The organism is Pelosinus fermentans JBW45 (genome assembly GCF_000271665.2).
Taxonomy (GTDB): Bacteria; Bacillota; Negativicutes; order DSM-13327; family DSM-13327; genus Pelosinus; species Pelosinus baikalensis.
Genome location: NZ_CP010978.1, coordinates 3174708 through 3193959, shown reverse-complemented (window position 1 = coordinate 3193959; position 19252 = coordinate 3174708). Strand labels below are relative to the sequence as shown.

18 protein-coding genes are annotated in these 19252 nt (G+C 36.8%); 12 read left to right on the top strand and 6 right to left on the bottom strand.

Annotated elements, in window-relative coordinates; genetic code table 11:
* Positions 1-66: 66 nt before the first annotated feature.
* Positions 67-1395 carry an IS3 family transposase gene (locus JBW_RS14130; protein ID WP_045820623.1) on the bottom strand — a complete coding sequence of 443 codons (1329 nt, stop codon included), beginning with the start codon at positions 1393-1395 and terminating at the stop codon, positions 67-69.
* 157 nt (positions 1396-1552) lie between these two features.
* Positions 1553-2230 (bottom strand): DUF3794 domain-containing protein, encoded by a 678-nt coding sequence (locus JBW_RS14125; RefSeq protein ID WP_007953746.1) that lies wholly within the window; start codon positions 2228-2230, stop codon positions 1553-1555.
* A gap of 231 nt (positions 2231-2461) precedes the next feature.
* Between JBW_RS14125 and JBW_RS14120 the strand changes: the two genes are divergently transcribed.
* From JBW_RS14120 to JBW_RS14090, 7 genes are all read left to right on the top strand, one after another.
* Positions 2462-2665 (top strand): alpha/beta-type small acid-soluble spore protein, encoded by a 204-nt coding sequence (locus JBW_RS14120; RefSeq protein WP_007935564.1) that lies wholly within the window; start codon positions 2462-2464, stop codon positions 2663-2665.
* A gap of 149 nt (positions 2666-2814) precedes the next feature.
* Positions 2815-4107, top strand: a complete 1293-nt coding sequence (asnS, locus tag JBW_RS14115) for an asparagine--tRNA ligase (RefSeq protein WP_007953748.1) — start codon at positions 2815-2817, stop codon at positions 4105-4107.
* A 191-nt stretch (positions 4108-4298) separates the two neighbouring features.
* The gene (locus JBW_RS14110; protein WP_007953750.1) at positions 4299-5549 is read left to right on the top strand and encodes an aminotransferase class I/II-fold pyridoxal phosphate-dependent enzyme; all 1251 of its coding nucleotides are present in this window, start codon (positions 4299-4301) and stop codon (positions 5547-5549) included.
* A gap of 75 nt (positions 5550-5624) precedes the next feature.
* Positions 5625-5807 (top strand): hypothetical protein, encoded by a 183-nt coding sequence (locus tag JBW_RS14105; protein WP_007953752.1) that lies wholly within the window; start codon positions 5625-5627, stop codon positions 5805-5807.
* A 242-nt stretch (positions 5808-6049) separates the two neighbouring features.
* Positions 6050-6676 carry a DUF47 domain-containing protein gene (locus JBW_RS14100; protein ID WP_007953754.1) on the top strand — a complete coding sequence of 209 codons (627 nt, stop codon included), beginning with the start codon at positions 6050-6052 and terminating at the stop codon, positions 6674-6676.
* Positions 6669-7658 (top strand): inorganic phosphate transporter, encoded by a 990-nt coding sequence (locus JBW_RS14095; RefSeq protein WP_007953756.1) that lies wholly within the window; start codon positions 6669-6671, stop codon positions 7656-7658. The genes JBW_RS14100 and JBW_RS14095 overlap by 8 nt, the downstream gene beginning before the upstream one ends.
* 292 nt (positions 7659-7950) lie before the next feature.
* On the top strand, positions 7951-9612 hold the full coding sequence (locus JBW_RS14090; RefSeq protein ID WP_007953759.1) for a nucleoside kinase: 1662 nt from the start codon (positions 7951-7953) through the stop codon (positions 9610-9612).
* A gap of 56 nt (positions 9613-9668) precedes the next feature.
* On the opposite strand, the gene JBW_RS14085 is transcribed toward JBW_RS14090, so the two are convergent.
* A complete protein-coding gene (locus tag JBW_RS14085) occupies positions 9669-11024 on the bottom strand; it encodes a pyruvate carboxylase subunit B (RefSeq protein ID WP_007953760.1) in 1356 nt (451 codons plus the stop codon).
* Between the two features lie 382 nt (positions 11025-11406).
* On the bottom strand, positions 11407-12789 hold the full coding sequence (locus tag JBW_RS14080) for a [Fe-Fe] hydrogenase large subunit C-terminal domain-containing protein (RefSeq protein WP_007953762.1): 1383 nt from the start codon (positions 12787-12789) through the stop codon (positions 11407-11409).
* A 127-nt stretch (positions 12790-12916) separates the two neighbouring features.
* On the opposite strand from JBW_RS14080, the gene JBW_RS14075 reads away from it, so the two are divergent.
* The gene (locus tag JBW_RS14075) at positions 12917-14218 is read left to right on the top strand and encodes an APC family permease (RefSeq protein WP_007953763.1); all 1302 of its coding nucleotides are present in this window, start codon (positions 12917-12919) and stop codon (positions 14216-14218) included.
* A 101-nt stretch (positions 14219-14319) separates the two neighbouring features.
* Here JBW_RS14075 and JBW_RS14070 read toward each other — a convergent pair whose 3' ends face one another.
* On the bottom strand, positions 14320-16590 hold the full coding sequence (locus tag JBW_RS14070; protein ID WP_007953766.1) for a diguanylate cyclase: 2271 nt from the start codon (positions 16588-16590) through the stop codon (positions 14320-14322).
* 125 nt (positions 16591-16715) lie between these two features.
* On the opposite strand from JBW_RS14070, the gene JBW_RS14065 reads away from it, so the two are divergent.
* Together JBW_RS14065 and JBW_RS14060 are read left to right on the top strand one after the other, a co-directional pair.
* Positions 16716-16934 (top strand): hypothetical protein, encoded by a 219-nt coding sequence (locus JBW_RS14065; RefSeq protein ID WP_007953768.1) that lies wholly within the window; start codon positions 16716-16718, stop codon positions 16932-16934.
* Between the two features lie 150 nt (positions 16935-17084).
* Complete coding sequence (locus JBW_RS14060; protein ID WP_007953769.1) at positions 17085-17471, top strand: DUF1540 domain-containing protein; 387 nt, start codon at positions 17085-17087, stop codon at positions 17469-17471.
* 64 nt (positions 17472-17535) lie between these two features.
* Here the strand turns inward: JBW_RS14060 and JBW_RS14055 are convergent, their stop codons facing one another.
* Positions 17536-17745 (bottom strand): DUF896 domain-containing protein, encoded by a 210-nt coding sequence (locus JBW_RS14055; protein ID WP_007953771.1) that lies wholly within the window; start codon positions 17743-17745, stop codon positions 17536-17538.
* Positions 17746-17870: 125 nt separating this feature from the next.
* On the opposite strand from JBW_RS14055, the gene JBW_RS14050 reads away from it, so the two are divergent.
* Entirely contained in the window at positions 17871-18782 is a 912-nt protein-coding gene (locus JBW_RS14050; protein ID WP_007953773.1) for an NAD(P)/FAD-dependent oxidoreductase, read from the top strand.
* A 197-nt stretch (positions 18783-18979) separates the two neighbouring features.
* A complete protein-coding gene (locus JBW_RS14045; protein ID WP_007935548.1) occupies positions 18980-19249 on the top strand; it encodes an ACT domain-containing protein in 270 nt (89 codons plus the stop codon).
* Positions 19250-19252 lie beyond the last annotated feature (3 nt).

The window sequence follows — 19252 nt, the reverse complement described above, 5'->3', positions numbered from 1 at the left end:
TAAGTATAAAAAAAAGAGGTAGTTTTAAACTGATACCTATGTCAAGGACAATTTGAAAAAAGAGAACTAAGCACATAAGAGATGATTCCTGTATTGAACAGGAGTCATCTTTTTTAATCCCCACTGATATCTATAATTATTATAGTATGTAATATATTTGTCTATTTGGGCACTAAGATCATCATAACTCTTGCAACTGGCAAGAATTATAGAATCTTTTAAATGTCCAAAGAAGGATTCCTGAGGAGCGTTATCCCAACAATTCCCACGTCTAGACATGGATTGTCCTATTCCTTTTTGTTTAAGCAACTTTTGGTATTTGGGACTAGTGTAGTGAGAACCTTGATCTGAATGGATAAACACATCTTTAGTTAACTTGACTCTTCGTTGTTTTGTAAGCTTTCCTATTGTGTCAGTAGCTATGTCTAGCGTTATTCTTTTAGATATATGATGTACCAATATCTCTCCCGTTGAAGCATCTAGTATAGTAGATAAATAAGCCATATCTGTACCATTATGGGGCAAGTAAGTAATGTCCGTTAATAACACTTTACCAGGTTGCCCCTGCTTGAAGTTTCTTTCTAGTAAGTTTGGCACAATTCGATGTTCTTGCGTTGCTTTTGCTATTTGCCTATATGGGTTAGCCTGTCTGTGAGGACATATGATATTATACTTTTTCATAATCCTACGTATTCTTTTTAAACTATATACTATGCTCAATTCATTCTCTAAAATCATCTTAATAGAGCGTGATCCCTTCTTATATCCCCGACGATTAAATGCTTTTAAAATGACTTCTCTAACCTCTAGATCTGATTTTTCACGCCCAACTCTAGTACTTTCAGCGTTAATATAATGATAGTATCCAGAACGTGAAACACATGCAATTTCGCATAGATAACTCGTTAGATTTTTCAAGTTATACTTCCGGACTATCTCATTGATTAGTTGAAAAATATCAACGGATCTTATTTTTTTCTTTTTGATTATCAGCATCCTTTCTCTCACGTCTAATTTTTTTAATAGTTCTACCTGCGCTTCAAGTAATTTAATCTTAGCTTCCTGTTTCTCAATCATTTCTTTCGATGTAAGTTCTCTATTAAGCGAGCGACCGCTTGAAGTTTTTCGTGTATCTTGTAAACCTAAAACTCCATTCTTTTCATACGCTGCACGCCAACGACTAGAAGCACAATCAATTCTTTTATATCCGATTAAATCAATATCAAATCCAGCCTCTTCAAATATTTGCACAGGAAATTTACCCGTTAAATATTCATTGATAAAAAGTTCCTTAAATTCATCAGTATAAGTAATTGCTTTTTCACTTACTTTTAAAACATATATATTCTTCTTTAATTTCAAACTATCTTTTTCCGAAAATATTATTTTGCTCATTGATCTCACTTCCTTACTATTTAATTATACAAAAAAAATATAGACTAGACACTTTTTTTCAAGTGTCTAGTCTATAGGTATCAGTTTATTTCCAACCTCTTTTTTTTATTGTATATTTTGGAAACAATAATTTGTAGTGAGACTATCTGCCAAGTGCTTATCGATCATCGTGGAAGTTTTGATAGGTATGATAGGCTTCAGTAGGATGATTTTGGCATAGTGGGCAAGACGGATGGTGGTTTTGTTTTTCGTAAAGGTTAGATTTCTGATTAGAATAGAGAGGATCGATTTCGTTGCATCCACATTGCTTAGAATAAATGGGAATATCCGAGAAATCATGAGATGGTTTATTGCAATTACAATTTTTATCGTTTTCATGATGACAATTAGGGATACTAGGTTTAAAGACAGGACATGCGAAAATGACACTTGACACTAATAAAAATTGGTTTTTCAAACATTGAACAGAAACATCTTCCACTATGGTACATATTTTGGTAATGGCAGCATCGAATTCTTTTAATTTAATGAAAAGACAAAAAGGAATATCAAAACAAGCAGAGTGGGTACAATAGCAATGGTTATCGATAGCAGAAATCACTTTTATATGTTTAAAACCATGTACGACTACTTTTTTGCCAATTGGAGTATTAATAATTTTAAATGAGGAAATTGTAATTGTTACAATTACTTTGAGTATTTTTTGAATATCATGCTGACAAGCTAAAAAGAGTTTATCTATTTGACAAATTTGAGAGCAAGGATAATGTGGAGGACAAATTGGAAAATCAGATTGAGAAGTAATACCTAAAATTTCAATATTGCTCGTATTCATGGGAACTCCTCCTTTACTAAAATGTAAATATAGAGTATTTTTATTATTATTTTATGTTGCTTTACTACGGTATGTTCCATAACTAAGATTGAAAACTTGAATTTTATATAAGATTGATTGATGAAGGGTATGATTTGCATCTCAACCAAAAATTTCATTGTATGTATTTGATTCATTATAGGCAATATATAAACAGGCACTACAAATAAATTTATTGGAGGGTGTTGCGTAATGTCTAGGAGTAAAAAACCTGTGAACCCTGCCGCACAAAAGGCGCTTGATCAATTAAAGGAAGAAACAGCAGCTGAGATTGGTCTTAAAGACTATAAGAACACTTATAAAGGTGCATTATCTTCTGCTGATAATGGCCGTGTAGGTGGTCAAATGGTCCGCAAGATGATTCAGGCTCAAGAACAGCAATTCAGTGGTAAATAAGAGTCATTCATATGGCTGAAAAGATAAGCAGGTTTTTACCTGCTTATCTTTTCATATACTTTTTTACTTTATAGAAGGATTTTTTAAGCTTAATAGTAAATGTAATTATGATACCTAAACAGCGAATTGAATCACAAGGAGTGGAGATATTGAATACCGTATTGATAAAAAATCTGGGAAAACATTTAGACGAAGAAGTCACAATTCAAGGATGGTTATATAATCAGCGTGGTTCAGGAAAAGTAAAATTCTTGATTTTGCGTGACGGTAGCGGTCTTTTGCAATGTGTAATTGTAAAACAAAATATAGGAGAAGAACTGTTTGATAAAACCAAAGCATTAACACAGGAAACTTCGATAACAGTAACGGGAATTGTAAAAGAGGAACCTCGGGCTGCAGGTGGTTATGAAATGCAAGTTACAGGTTTTGAAGTGATTAATATTGCAGAAGAATATCCAATTACACATAAAGAACATGGGGTAGATTTCTTACTAGAGCGTCGTCATTTATGGATTCGCACTCCTAGACAAATGGCAATTCTCCGAATTCGATCAGAAATTGAACATGCTTTTAGAGATTTCTTTTACCAGCGTGATTTTGTTCTGGCAGATGCTCCGATTATTACACCGTCAGCATGTGAAGGAACCTCCACGTTGTTTGGCTTAGATTATCATGGTGAAAAAGCGTATTTGTCACAAAGTGGTCAATTATATAGCGAAGCAAATGCGATGGCATTAGGAAGAATCTATTGCTTTGGCCCCACTTTTCGTGCAGAAAAATCCAAAACTCGCCGCCATTTGATGGAGTTTTGGATGGTGGAAGCTGAAATGGCTTATTTTGACATGGATGACAATATTAAGCTGCAGGAAGAAATGGTCTACTATGTAATCACAAGGGTATTAGAACGCTGTAAGAGAGAACTGACCATTTTAGACCGAGATGTAGAAAAATTAAAAAACATACAATTGCCATTTCCACGTATATCTTATACTGAGGCAGTGGAAATACTGAAAGAAGCAGGAGAAGATTTTACTTGGGGAGAAGACTTTGGTGCACCTCATGAAACGATTATCTCAAATCATTTTGGTTCACCTGTTTTTGTACATCGCTATCCAACCTCAATTAAGGCCTTTTATATGAAGCCTGATCCGGAAGATCCCAACGTCGTACTCGGTGCGGACCTCCTGGCTCCGGAAGGATATGGCGAAATTATTGGCGGTGGACAGCGGATTGATGATCTTGAACTCTTAAAACAACGTATTGAAGAGCATCATTTACCGATAGAAGCTTTTGAGTGGTATCTGGACTTGCGAAAATATGGATCAGTGCCACATTCTGGGTTTGGTTTAGGTCTTGAGCGTACTGTTGCTTGGTTATGCGGTCTTGAACATATTCGCGAAACAATCCCATTTCCTCGGATGTTGCATAAAATGTATCCTTAAGATTAGTTGCGATGCAGCAGTTTCTAAAGAAAAAATATAAAAAAACTTTGTATACATAATTTTTAAAGCAGGAACTTTTAACTACTACGGAAAAGTAAACATATTAGGCCATAAAAAGAATTTATTTTATTTATTAGCCAAGTTGTTAGATAACAACTTGGCTAATAAAACAATCTCAAGGGGGAACAATAATGACTTATAGTGTTGCTGCATCTCATGCAAAGGGAAAGTGTGCTACAGACAAAATTTTCGGCGCCAATGCTGCTGCTGCCAAAGCGGCTGCTCAGTATGGCAAAAATAAGGTCGTCAATGCTACCATCGGTGCTTTTATGGATGAGCAAGAGAGGTTAGCTTGCATACCAACGGTTGAGAAAGTTTTTAAAAATTTTTCAATCAACCATATTATACCCTATGCTCCAATTGCTGGTTTGCCGGATTATCTAGCGGCGATGATAGAGTTAACCTTTGCGGACCATAAGCCAGAGGCTTATATTGATGCCGTAGCTACTGCTGGGGGCACTGGGGCTATCCATCATACCATTTGGAATTATTCAGAGATTGGCGATACGATTTTAACCTCTGATTGGTATTGGGGACCCTATAAAATACTGTGTCAAGATGCCTTGCGTACATTGGATACCTATACTTTATTTGATGATCAGCAAAAGTTTAATATTGGGGCATTTAGTGCTAAGGTAAGAGAGATAATCGCAAAGCAAAATAACTTGGTTATTATTATTAATACTCCTGCTCATAACCCAACTGGATTTAGTTTGAGTGACAGTGATTGGGATCAGGTATTAGATCTTTTTAAAGACTGTGTTAAAGATACTACAAAACATATTATTCCGTTAATTGATATTGCTTATATTGATTATGCAGGCGAAAAGAATGCTTGTCGTTCTTTTTTAAAGAAATTTGGCAATTTACCTGCTAATATATTGCCTATTTTGGCCTGCAGTATGTCAAAAGGATTTACGATGTATGGTCAAAGGACAGGTGTCATGATTGGCATTTCTTCCAATAAAGAAATAATTACAGAGTTTCAAAGCATTAATCAATTTACAAGTAGAGCTACATGGTCAAATATTAACTATAGTGCCATGAAACTATTGGCTGATATTTATCAAGATAAGAGTTTATTAGCACAGACAGAGCAAGAGCGCGGCGAATATTATGCCTTAATTCGCAAACGAGCTGATATTTTTATGCGTGAAGCGCAGGAAGTTAATTTACATATCCTTCCTTATATTGCGGGTTTCTTTATTACCGTCCCTGTTGAAAATCCTGAGGCGGTTTGTGAGAAACTGCATGATGATCATATATTTGCCGTACCTTTAGCAAAAGGAATTCGTATCGCAGTATGTGCGGTAACATCTGAGAAAATGACTGGGATGGCTGGTAAATTTGCTAAAGCGATCCAAGCAGTTTCGGTTCAATAAAAGCATCAATTACACTATTATCCATTTGTTTATTGTAGTATAGAAGGGAATACTACAATAAAGGAGGAGATGAATTTGGGGCGACAGCATAAAAATTTTATTGATGATACAGTCTTAGAGTTTCCTCGTTCTTTGTTTTGGATAATACATGTAATTGGACCGGTGATCATTTTTGTTTTAGGAATGAGATTTGCAATTCAACGTGCGCCTGTTTCTATGGTAGCTTATCGTTTATTACGTAGGCTGATGGAAAGGTAAATCCAGCAAAGATGGGTGAATTCTTGGTTCACCCTCTTTTCCTGTGTACTTGATTTCATCTTAATCGATAAAAAAAGAAATATTATAAAATTTGCATTATTTTTAAAAATCAAACTTATGGTTTACTATAACGTAGGTCATTGTTTTATTCCGTTATTGATGATATAGTATTTTTGGGCTAATTTTATTGGGTTCATTTTGTATACTAAATTTTTCTAATTTTGAAAAATGGGGGTTCAAAGATGTTTGGCTTAAAACCAAAAGAGGATGAATTTTTTAAGTTATTTGTAGAAAGTAGTATGGTGTTGCGGGAAGGGGCTTATGTGCTTCAAAGTGTAATGAATGAGTATACGCAGCTTGAGCAGAAAATGGCGCAAATTTCTGATATTGAGCATAAAGCTGATGATATTAATGATGCAATCATTGATAAGTTAAATCAGACATTTATTACACCTCTTGATCGCGAGGATATTTATTCTTTGGCAACGATGTTAGATGATGTTGTGGATTTTCTACAAGGTACAATGCAGCGTATGGTGCTCTATAAGGCTGGAAAACCTGCACCAGGAGCTGTCCAATTAGCCAATGTGCTAGTGGACTGTACCGAGGAAATGGTAGCGGTATTTACTTTGTTTAAGAACATTAAAGGAAATCAAGAAAAAATCCTTAGTCACACGCATAAAATTGCTGACTTAGAAACCCAAGGTGACAATATTTATCGACGAGAAGTAGCTCTTTTATTTGAAACCTGCTCTGATCCAATCGAAGTTATAAAATGGAAAGAAATATTGGAACATATGGAGGACGCCCTTGACCACTGTGAAGACATTGCAGACTTATTGCGGGGCGTGGTTATGAAATATGCCTGATACATTGATCATTTTTGTTGTTTTATTAGCATTAGCCTTTGACTATATTAATGGATTTCATGATACTGCTAATGCAATAGCCACATCGGTTTCTACACGAGCATTAACACCACGGGTTGCAGTATGGATGGCTGCTATGCTTAACTTTCTCGGTGCTATGTATAGTACAGGCGTTGCTAAGACAATTGGCAGCGATCTGGTAAAATCAGCGCAGATGGTGAATCAGCACATTATTATTGCGGCGATCATCGGTGCAATTTTCTGGAATTTGCTAACTTGGTGGAAAGGGATTCCTAGTAGTTCCTCTCATGCTTTAGTAGGCGGAGTCGTTGGTGCAGTATTAGTTTCTACAGGCTATGAGGCACTTAAAATAGAAGGCATTTTGAAAATTGTTGCTGCCTTAATCTGTTCTCCAGTCATTGCCATGATTACAGGATTTGCCGTTATGACAGTTCTGTTGTGGATATTTGGCAGAAAAGCTCCATCGCGTATTAATCCTAAATTTAAAAAGGCACAAATTTTGACAGCAGCCATGATGGCTTTTTCCCATGGATCAAATGATGCGCAAAAGGCTATGGGGATTATTACTTTGACCTTAGTGAGTACAGGCTATTTAACCAGCTTAGATGTTCCTATCTGGGTTAAGTTATCAGCAGCTACGGCTATGGGATTAGGTACGGCAGCAGGTGGTTGGAGAATTATTCGTACCATGGGTAGTAAGATTTTTAAATTGGAGCCGATTAGTGGCTTTGCCTCGGATTTGAATTCTTCATTGATTATTTTTGGCGCAACATTATTGCATTTGCCAGTAAGTACAACACATGTGGTTTCAGGGTCTATCATGGGGGTAGGAACTTCAAAACGCATTAGTGCAGTTCACTGGGGTGTAGCGCAGCAAATGCTCATGGCGTGGGTATTAACAATTCCTTGCACAGCTTTAGTAAGTGCCTTGGCTTATAAAGTCATGTCTTTCTTTTTTTAGTTGGCATAATAAATACATAAATAATTGCTGGCAAATAAGTATTTAATGCTTATTTGCCTTCTTTATCTTTAGGACTTAGATGCCTTACGAAGATGGGATTCTTAGAGCGGTTTAGTCATCGGATAAATAAAATTATCAATCTTTATGGATTAGGAAGAGTTATGATAAAATATAATTATATGTAAGAATAATCTAGTAGTCGATTTATACGTCAAAAAAGCTCATTAATATGAAAGAGTTAAGTTGATCCTTACTGTTCGTATATAATAAAGTAGAAACGGGAGGCAGATTGATGAAAAAAAAGCAAATTACCCTATCTTTTGCAAATGGTGAAATAGGCTTGTATAATTCTGGAACAAATTTGTTAGATATCAGTCAGGTTATACAGGAGCGATATGCTACGCCAATTGTAGCCGCCAGAGTAGACAATGAGATCAGAGATTTACAGTATAAAGTAGTCTCTGATTGTAGCGTTGAATTTTTAGACTTACATACGGATTCAGGTATTAAAGTTTATCAGCGTAGCTTGACCTTTGTAATGATTACTGCTGTATCTGAATTATTCCCATTAGGAGAAGTAACCGTAGAACACTCCTTAAGTAAGGGCTTATATTGCGAGCTGCATATTGGTGAGACGGTTACGATGAATCATCTAGAATTAATAACAAGGCGTATGCAAGAGATTATTAATGAAGATAGACCCATAACTATGAAGAGTATTCCTATTGCGGAAGCAATAGCCTTATTTGAGGTCACAGGACAATCTGAAAAAGTGAAGCATTTGCAGCAATTGAACCGTAAAAATGTTCGGGTTTACTATTGTGGCAATACATACGGTTATTTTTATGGCACGATGACACCTAGCACAGGACATTTGAAGATTTTTGAATTAAGACAGCATGCGGCTGGTTTTATCTTACGTTTCCCTGAAAAAGAAACGCCTGATCGATTGCCTGCTTTTGTACCTCAACATAAATTATCAGAAATATTCCTGGAGGCGGAACGTTGGGGCGCCATCTTAGAGTGTGGTTATGTAGCCACATTAAATGAATACGTGGAAAATGGTAAGATTAAGGATATCATCAGAGTTGCAGAAGCACTGCACGAGAAAAAAATAGCACATATTGCCGATTTTGTAGCTGAGCATAAAGAAGTGAGATTAATTTTAGTAGCAGGTCCGTCTTCATCAGGTAAAACGACCTTTGCTCAGCGTTTAACCGTTCAGCTTAGGGTAAATGCTATGCGGCCTGTAGCACTATCCCTAGATAATTATTTCGTTGATCGTGATAGAACCCCTAAGGATGAAAAGGGCGCCTATGATTTTGAAGCGATTGAAGCTATTGATTTAGAGCTTTTTAACGAGCATCTATGTAAAATATTAGATGGTGAGGCTGTCAGTGTGCCTTCTTTTAATTTTATAAATGGTCAACGGGAGTATCTGGGAAATATCATTCAAATTACAAAGGATCAACCTCTTATTATTGAGGGAATTCATGGACTCAATGAAAGGCTCACGGCAGCTGTTGCCAGAGAGCATAAAGTGAAAATCTATATTAGTGCGTTAACACAATTATCCATTGATAATCATAACCGTATTCCTACTACTGATGGACGGCTCATTAGAAGAATTGTTAGAGATAATCAATTTAGGTCTCATGATGCTTTAACGACTTTAAATATGTGGCACTCTGTTAGAAGAGGCGAGGAGCGAAATATTTTCCCATTTCAAGAAGATGCAGATATTATGTTTAATTCAGCACTAATTTATGAACTAGGGGTTCTAAAGAAATATGCAGAACCATTATTGAAAGAAATTACAGCAGATCAAGTAGCATATTCCGAGGCTACAAGATTGTTAAAATTCCTTACTTATTTTCAAAGTATTGACGATTGTGGAATTCCTATGAATTCCATTTTGCGAGAGTTTATTGGAGAATCATGCTTCCATGAGTAGAACTATAAAAAAACGCCCCCTAACTTAAAAGTTAGGGGGCGTTACTATGTCATTTCTTAACGATTTTTTTCGAAGAATTTTAATGCTACTTCAGGGAATAATGCATAGGATAAAACATCTTCGATCGATGCATTTGGATAGCCTTTTTCAGCAAGTTGCTTAGTAAGAAGATCCATTTGCGGCGCAATATCATCAGCAGGACGATAGTCAATAATAGGTTCGTTGCCAATGATTTTCTCACGAACTTCTTCAGAAACAGGCATAGGAGTTTTACCATATTTACCACGTGCCAAGTCTTTTACTTCACGTGGAACCATTTTATAACGTTCGCCAAGCATTACATTGAAGGTTGCCATGGAACCAACAATCTGGCTGGTAGGAGTAACAAGTGGAGGATAGCCAAGTTCTGCACGTACTCGTGGCATTTCTTCCAAAAGTTCTTGGTATTTGTGTTCAATACCCTGCTCTTTAAGCTGATTGAACAGGTTGGAAAGCATACCTCCAGGAATTTGGAAGTCAAGAACGTTAGCGTCGACATCGAAGGACGTTTTAAGACCAAAGTCAGCGCCCAAGCTTTTCTTAACATTTCCGAAATGAATAGCAACATCTTTTAAATTGCTACGTTTAAGACCAGTATCATATTCAGTACCTTCTAAAGCTGCAATCATAGATTCAGTACAAGGTTGTGAAGTACCAAGAGCAAATGGGGACAGTGCGCAGTCAACAACATCTACACCAGCTTCAATTGCTTTTAAGTAAGTCATAGAACCCATACCACTAGTATAGTGAGTATGCAGTTGAATTGGTACGCCTACTTTAGGATCAGCTTTCAGAGCTTTTACCAAGTCATATGCAACGTAAGGTCTTAGTAGACCAGACATGTCCTTAATACAGATAGAGTCAGCGCCACGTTCTACTAATTGTTGTGCTAATTTGATGTAACTTTCTACAGTGTGATAAGGGCTAATCGTATATACACATACACCTTGTACATGAGCGCCGGATTCTTTAGCAGCTTTCATGGCTACTTCTAAATTACGCACGTCGTTTAGCGCATCGAATACACGAATAACACCAACTCCGTTTTCTACCATTTTCTTAACGAAAGCAGTGACAACATCATCAGCATAGTGGTTATACCCAAGAATATTTTGCCCTCTAAGTAACATAGAGATCGGTGTTTTTTTCAAATGTGATTTTAGGACGCGTAAGCGTTCCCAAGGATCTTCGCCTAAGAAACGTAAGCAACTATCAAAAGTAGCGCCACCCCATGCTTCTAGTGCAAAATACCCCATGTTATCAAGTTGTTCTAAAGCTGGCAACATATCAGTGAGGCGCATGCGAGTAGCAGCAAGTGATTGATGACCATCGCGTAATACTGTTTCCATAATTTGTACAGGTTTTCTAGACATATTATCCCCCTTTTTTTGAATGTAGTAATTGTGGTAACTTTCCAAAATATAGAGTTATGTAAGAGAAAGTATATTGGAAATTTACTACAGAACTACTTAGTTAAATATGTAACAAGATTGATCAATTATAATTCTACATTATTTCACATGCTTTTGCTAGTCATTTGTTTTAAAATTTTTTTAAAATTTTTTAATTTTTTTTAGTATATTGTATGCAAAAAAGAATATTCAGTAAACAAGAGCATGATATCAGAAATTAACTAGTACATTGCGTCATTTAAAACAGTGGATAAGTTTGCGAGGATTTTTTCGACCAGCGAGGCGGAAAAGACTGCAAAATTAACATTGCTTTTAGGTGACGCATGTACTAGAATACATAATTTTAATCTTGTACCAATTTGCGCGACAATAATTCTGCCATAGGACTTTTCCCTGATAGACTAGGCATACCGCTTTCGTGGCCTAAACGGGCTAGAATTGCATAAACTTGTGGGTTTTCTACAGGTGTATTAGCCAGAGCAATCGCACCATATTTTTTAACATGCTCTCGTCCTTCTTCAGGGGGAAGTAAGCGACCCGGTCCGCCAACACAACCGCCTTTACAAGCCATACCTTCAATAAAATTAGCAGTAAATTGACCATTGCGAATCTGTTCCAATAGCTTTTGGCAGTCTGGAATACCGTCCACTTTAAGGGACACTAGCTTTTGGACTTTGTGAGGAATCAATTTCTCTAAAGTCGTAGCTACGGCAGCACTTACACCTCCTGTATAGGCATAGACTCGTCCTCCCCATGAGGCTATTGCTTTTTCATGATCCTCCTGATCCGCAGGATGAATGTTAATGGCTTCAAAAATAGTAGCCAGCTCCTGAAAGGTGAGCACATAGTCTATGGCTCCTTTTAAGTCAGGTAACAGAGCTTCTGATTTTTTGGCGATGCATGGACCGATAAAGACCACTTTTGCATCTGGTTCAAACTGTTTAATAACTCTAGCCGATGCGATCATTGGTGAGACGGAAGGGGAAATATGTTCCATAAGATCGGGAAATTTATTTTCAATTAATTTAATCCATACTGGACAACAACAACTGGTAAACATAAAGTCTTGGTCCGTTTTTACATGCTGATCAAATTCAAAGGCTTCTTTCATAGTAATTAAATCAGCATATAAAGCAGTTTCTAGAACATCGGTAAAACCCATTTTTAAAAGTGCAGAACGCAATTTACCTGGCGTAACTTCTGCACCAAACTGTCCTGCAAAAGCAGGAGCGATGGAAGCATATACAGGATGACTATGTTGTTTTAAAAGGTTAATAAGAGGGACAAATTGAGATTTTTCTGCTAAGGCACCAAAAGAACATGCCTGGATACAGTGACCTTCACCCAGGCATTTTTCCTGGTTTATAGAAACCTTACCAAAGTCATCACGAGTGATAGCCTGTAAAGGACAAGCTTTTTCACAATTTCGTTCCTCTGCAGGACAGGATTGGCAAGCATCCGGATTGGTAATGATAATGGATTCATTGCCCATGCCCATAAGAGCTTCTTCATCATAATCATTGAGAATTTGATCATCATTGTGAGGATTTAATCCCATGGCAATACGAATTTGGTTGGCTACTTGGCGGCGAGTATGTTTATCTTTAAATTCTTCTGATACCATAGTACAAATTTCTTCTCGACGATCAAATAAGGTTCCTTCCCAGGCGGCTTTTGCTACATGATAGAGAATGCGGGGCTTAATGTTTAAAGTAGCATGATCCATATTATACCTCCTAAATGCTATTACTACATATTATTAGCCCTTTTTATGCTAATTCCTATTGCAGTTGTGCAAAAAATTTGATATTCTGATGCTTAGTCTGAAATATTCGTAAGAAGGAGTAATCGTTGTGGCAGAAGGACAAAGTAATCTTCAGAAAAATTTAGGATTAATGCCAGCAATGGCATTAGTAATTGGCATGGTTATTGGCTCAGGGATTTTTATGAAATCCGGTAGTGTAATTTTAGCGGCTGGTGATTCTACAATGGCCCTTATGGCTTGGGTACTAGGTGGTGGTATAACACTTGCTGCAGGGCTGACAGTTTCCGAATTAGGGGTACAAATTCCTAAAACAGGAGGCTTATACACATACTTAAATGAAGTATATGGTAAGATGTGGGCATATTTGTATGGCTGGATGCAGACGGTAATTTACGGACCTGCAACAATTGGAGCCCTTGGATTATATTTTTCTTCGTTACTATTGCCCTTTTTTGGCATTAGTGAAGAATTTAGGTTGCCGATTGCAGTGGGTAGTGTATTTTTTATGACTGGTGTCAATTGTTTAGGTACTAAATATGGGGGTTTTATTCAAACCGTTGCTACCATTGGCAAATTAATTCCTATTGCACTTATTGTTATATTTGGTTTATGGAAGGGAAATGGACAAGTTCTTGGCATGACGAGTGGTGTTACTCCTCCTCTTGGCATGGGAGCAGCCGTTTTAGCTACGTTATGGGCATATGATGGTTGGGTTGGTGTAAGTTTCGTAGCGGGAGAAATGAAAAATCCAGCGAAACAATTGCCTAAAGCCATTGTTTTTGGGCTTGGAATCGTGATTATCGCATATCTTACTATGAATATCGCGATTATGCATGTATTGCCTGCTGCGGAAATTGCTGCATTAGGAAAAATGGCTGCCAGCACTACTGCTGGATTATTATTTGGTGAGATGGGGGGCAAAATTATCAGTATAGGTATTTTGGTATCTATTTTTGGTGCTCTCAATGGCTATATTCTTACCAATGGACGTGTTCCTTATGCGATGGCATTGAATGAACAATTGCCAGCTTCCTCTATATTGGCAAAAGTTCCAGCTTCAGTTGGAGCGCCAGTAAATGCAATGTTATTAGAAGCGAGTCTGGCAACTGCTTTAATGATTTTCTGGGATCCAGATAGCCTTACTGACATTGCGATGTTTGTAATGTGGACTTTTTATGTTTCTGCGTTTATCGCCGTATTTATTCTTCGAAAACGGTATCCCAATGCTAAACGTTCTTATAGCGTACCTGGTTATCCAATTATACCAATGATTGCTATTTTAGGTGCGTTCTATATTATTGCAAGTATGTTTATGAACAAGCCAATGGATGCAATGGTGGCTATTGGTATTACAGTGGTTGGTTTGCCAGTCTATTGGTTTGCGAAATAAGAAATGCCGACAAGAAATAATAAAAAATCAGCAGCAGGAATATTCCTGCTGCTAATTTTTTATTATGCCAGCTAGCTAAGGTTTTGTCACTTGATTCTATATTAAGAAATGATAATACTTGTAATTACACGGTTACGGCCTTCTTTTTTGGCTTGATAGAGTGCTTTATCGGCGAGCTCAATAATTTTTTCTCTGCTAGGAGGGATTGCAGAAACAGCAGGATCATAAGTGGCAATCCCTAAACTGGCAGTGATTTTTGCTGTAGTGGTTCCAACGTCATCAGGAAAGTTTTCACTTTCGATGATTTCACGTAATTTTTCGCCAAGAAATTTTGCTTCATTACTACTGCATTCAGGTAAAATAATGCTAAACTCTTCGCCTCCATAACGTGCTGGCAAATCAATATTGCGTACATTATATTGGAGAATTTGGCCAAGTTGACTTAATAATTTGTCACCTGTAAGATGCCCAAAAGAATCGTTATAGCGTTTAAACTTATCAAGATCCAACATAATTAAACTTAATGGACGTTTTAAGGAAGCTGCACGTTTTAGCTCAATGGTCAGAAACATATCAAAATTTCGTCGGTTTGCTAGACCTGTGAGGCTGTCAGAAAGAGCCATCAATTTTATTTGGTTATATAAATGAGCTTTTTCCAAACCAAGAGCGATTTGTTGGGACATTAAAAATGCAAAGGATATACGATTTAAACGCTCAGGGGCAATGAAATGCTGCCACCCTAAGAGTATTAACCCCAGAAGATTTTGTTCTACAGCTATTGGCAAAACCATCATATACCTAGATGCATTTTGGTCATACAGTTCAGCGAAGGGAGCAAAGGTATTTGCGGCTGTAATGCAGGGTCTAAAGGTTGCGAGTAAAGATGCCAATGCAGGATAAGAGTCGAGATTCATTTTTACCAGTTTGTAATTGAAATTAATTGAAGAGATAATAGTGAAGTTCTTTTTGTCAGCATCAATAAGCATACCGACGGCTACGTCAGCATTGAGTGCTTTCATTACATGAGAAGTACAATGCTCAATGATCGTATTGGTATCAATAGTAGTAGAAGTAGTCTGAGATATTTCTGATAAAAATTTTTCCTCTTCAAGATGGAGCTTCGTCTTTTCAAAAAGCATAGCGCTGGCGATGGCTGTGCCCGCATGACGACCCAAAGCTGTTAAAAATCGAAGATCGCTTTCATTAAAAGCATTAAGATCAGAAGAATAGGCTTCGATAATCCCAATGACTTCACCGTCATGAATTAAAGGTGCGCAAATCATGGATTGGATGCTGGAAAATATGAGCTGCGGTTTTTGTATATCAGGATGCTGGGATAGATCATTAATAGAAAGAGCTATATTCTGCACTATCACCTGCCCGCGTAAACAATGATTTAATGGAATAACAGCTGGCGGTGTATTGATTCCGTGGGTCGCGACTACCTGAATATGAGTTTGATTGGTACATAATAGACCGATTAAACTTTGCCGAGAGTGCATTAAATCAGTCACCATATCAGCGATTGCATCAAGAGTATCTTTTACATTAAGTTGTGAAGAAATAATAGTGCCGATTTTCGATAACGTATCTTCCAGTAAATTTCGCTGCTGCTCTGATTTTTTATATAATTCGGCATTATTAACAGCCAATTGTTCTAATTGTTCTTTAAATAGAAGCAATTGTTCATAAGGATGTTTGATAACAAATTTGAACACAGCTCGCAGAACGAAATAATAGGCAAAACATTTACAAAGGTGAGCGAATACATTAGTTTGAATAGAGACATCTGAAAGGTAGGCTAAATTAGACAGAATACTAAAAAATAAAGCGATTTGGATATAATCACCTGTTATATATTGGGAGAAGTTGCGGCGCAGAATAATAAGTGAAATACTATGAATACTAATAGCTATCAATAAGGTAGAAATAACTAATGGATGATTTGTATTGTCGATATGGAGAAATGATGGCAACGTATCAAATTTGTCAAAAGTAAAGCTAAAATTAGTAAGCAGCCCTGTAAGTAATCCTATTAGTAATAAACTTGCAGTGTAAAACAAGAACGTATCAGTAGGCTGAGGAGTTTTTAGTGTAAGACGTATGGTGTATAAGAGAGCGCAAGCCCACAAGATACAAGCAATCATCCAATACATAATCCAACTCGTATCAGCCGGATTATTTGCAGAATAAGAAAGCAGCTGCAATAAATCTAGGATGCTGGCGCATAATATGAAAAAACTGATTGCTTTTCCTTTTAAATAACTGTAATGATTTGCATTTTTGCTGATACCATGCCAAGCAATAAAGGAGATAATAACTCCAAGTATAATTGTGAAAATTCCTAGCATATTGTGAGCTATGACCAGCATTTTTGTCACCTCTTACGTAGAGTGATTTTGTTTTATCATATGCTCAAATCAGTTAAAAGTTTACAAATGTACTAGTAGAGCTTATTAACGAATGATACTACACAAAAAGTGAGTGAGGTCTTACAATGGATAAACTTTGTCCTGCTTGCAATGGCTTAGACATGATTAAAGATCAGTGTCCCATTTGCGGAGAAATTTTACTAGATGGTGGATCGCTGCAAAATTATGTAGGACCTTATAGCCCTTATATGGAAAGCGATATAGAAAATCAATGCGTCCATATCTTGTATTGCGCTGAATGTGGTTATGATGCAAGAATTGCTCTGCAATTGATTTATATTTAGTAATGCATTTTTTGAAAATGATTCCTACGGATAAAAAAATGAACATGGTAGGATACTAATACAGAAAATAAATAGGTAGATTGTCAGCTATGATGTTTTTGTAAAAATACTGGAATCAGAAAAAAATTGTACAAGAAGGAGTGATTTTATATGCCGAATCCCATAGTAAAGTGTACCGTGGATCAATGCAGTCATTATATGCCTGGTGATCAATGCATGGCAGCTAAAATTAGCATTTATAATGAAGAAGAAACTGGAAAGTCAGAACAAGTAAAAGACACGCAATGTAAGTCCTTTCATGATCGCAAGACGATGGGGGACATGATAGGAGCACTGCATAATGCCAATATTGGCGGGACTATATCTGCAGCCTTTCTGGATGGTACCCAAGTTACACCTGAGGTAGAGTGCTTTGTGAATACCTGTAGTTACTGGCAAGGTAACAATGTCTGCAATGCATCCCAAATTGATGTATTTGGAGCAAATGCTGCCAAAACAGATGATACAGATTGCAGAACTTTTAAAAAGAAGAACTAATAAAAAAATGCCGAAGGCTGATAGCAGCTTTCGGCATTTTTTTATTTGTCCTGTAAACTAGAAACTAGTGTTTATGGTCACAGCCGCAAGAACATCCGTGGGCATGGTTAGCGGCTTGCTGTGCATCACAATGGGTTTTTACATGACCCTTAATCGTATCGACATACAAACGTCGCAACTTGGCTTGTTCCGCTACCTCTTCTTCGGTTAATGTTCCTGCCTTTTGCTTTCGTCCTAGCTCATTAATTCTAGAAATATCTTCTGGTGTTATCATAATAATGAAGACCTCACTTCCTATTTATGTTATTATTTAGATAAGAGAATAATAATAACATTTTACAAAATTTTATTATTATATTTGCATTTTGTAAAGTGAAAAAACGTAAAGGATGAAAATATATGTATGATTTGATTATTATAGGCGGTGGACCCGCCGGACTGACTGCCGCAGTGTATGCAGCTCGCAAAAAAATGAATACGCTACTACTGACAAAAGAATTTGGCGGACAACTCATGTGGACAAAAGAAATAGAAAATTATATGGGTTATCAATTTATTAGTGGTCCAGAACTAATGGGAAAATTTGAAGAACAGGTGAAACGTTTTGCCGTTGCCATTCAATATGAAGAAGTAAATGGCTTAATAGTGAATCAAGATGGTACATTTTTGGTTAAGACAGAAGAGACGGAATATCAAAGTAAAACTGTGATCCTAGCCACAGGTAAAAGGCCTAGGGGGCTAGACATACCAGGAGAGAAAGAGTTCACTGGGCGGGGGGTTAGCTATTGTGCCACTTGTGATGGTCCTTTTTTTGACAATAAAGCGGTAGCTGTTATAGGGGGTGGCAACTCAGCAGTTCAAGCAGCTCTCGAACTTAGCAAAATTGCACATACCGTATACTTAGTGGTACGAAATGATCATTACATTGCTGATCCTATTATTCTTGAAAAAATGAAAGTTGCTACCAATATTATTGAAAAGATCGGTTATGAATCCGAAGGAATTTATGGTAATGAGGTAGTGGAAAAGATTACGATCCGTGAGATTACGACAGGGGAACTTCAAGATCTGGCCATCGATGGGGTTTTTGTAGAAATTGGCTTAGAACCCAATTCTGAGTATGTAGAAGATATCGTTAGGATGAATAAGAGAAAAGAACTGATGGTCGATTGCCGTTCTAGAACCAATATTCCAGGAGTGTATGCAGCTGGAGATATTACAGATGGTCCTGATAAACAAATCGTAATCGCCGCAGGAGATGGTGCTAAAGCTGCTTTGATGGCTTATGATTATTTGTTGCACAAGGAATAAAGAGTATGTGGCAAGTCCTTTTTAAGACTTGCCACATACTCTTTAAGTTGTCGGAAAATATAAATTTTAATGCAAGGTATTGGCTTTTGCTGTAAATGCCGTATAATAGAATAATATCTCTTAAAAAGATTACAAATGTATTTTCAAAGAAGACAAAACTAGGGGAAATCCAAATATTGTGCGTGGAGAGTGAAAAAATGAAAGCAGTAATTACAATTGTGGGACAGGATAGAGTAGGAATTGTAGCAATGGTTAGTGAAATTTTGGCGGTTAACAGTGTGAATATCTTAAATATTAATCAAAATATTTTAGATGGATTTTTTAATATGGTAATGATTGTGGATATGGCAAGCAGCAAAGTAAGTCTTAAAGATATGCAGCAGATTTTAAAGGGAAAAGGCGATGAACTTGGTTTGGATATAAAAGCGCAGCATGAAGATATTTTTCAAATCATGCACCGGATATAAAGT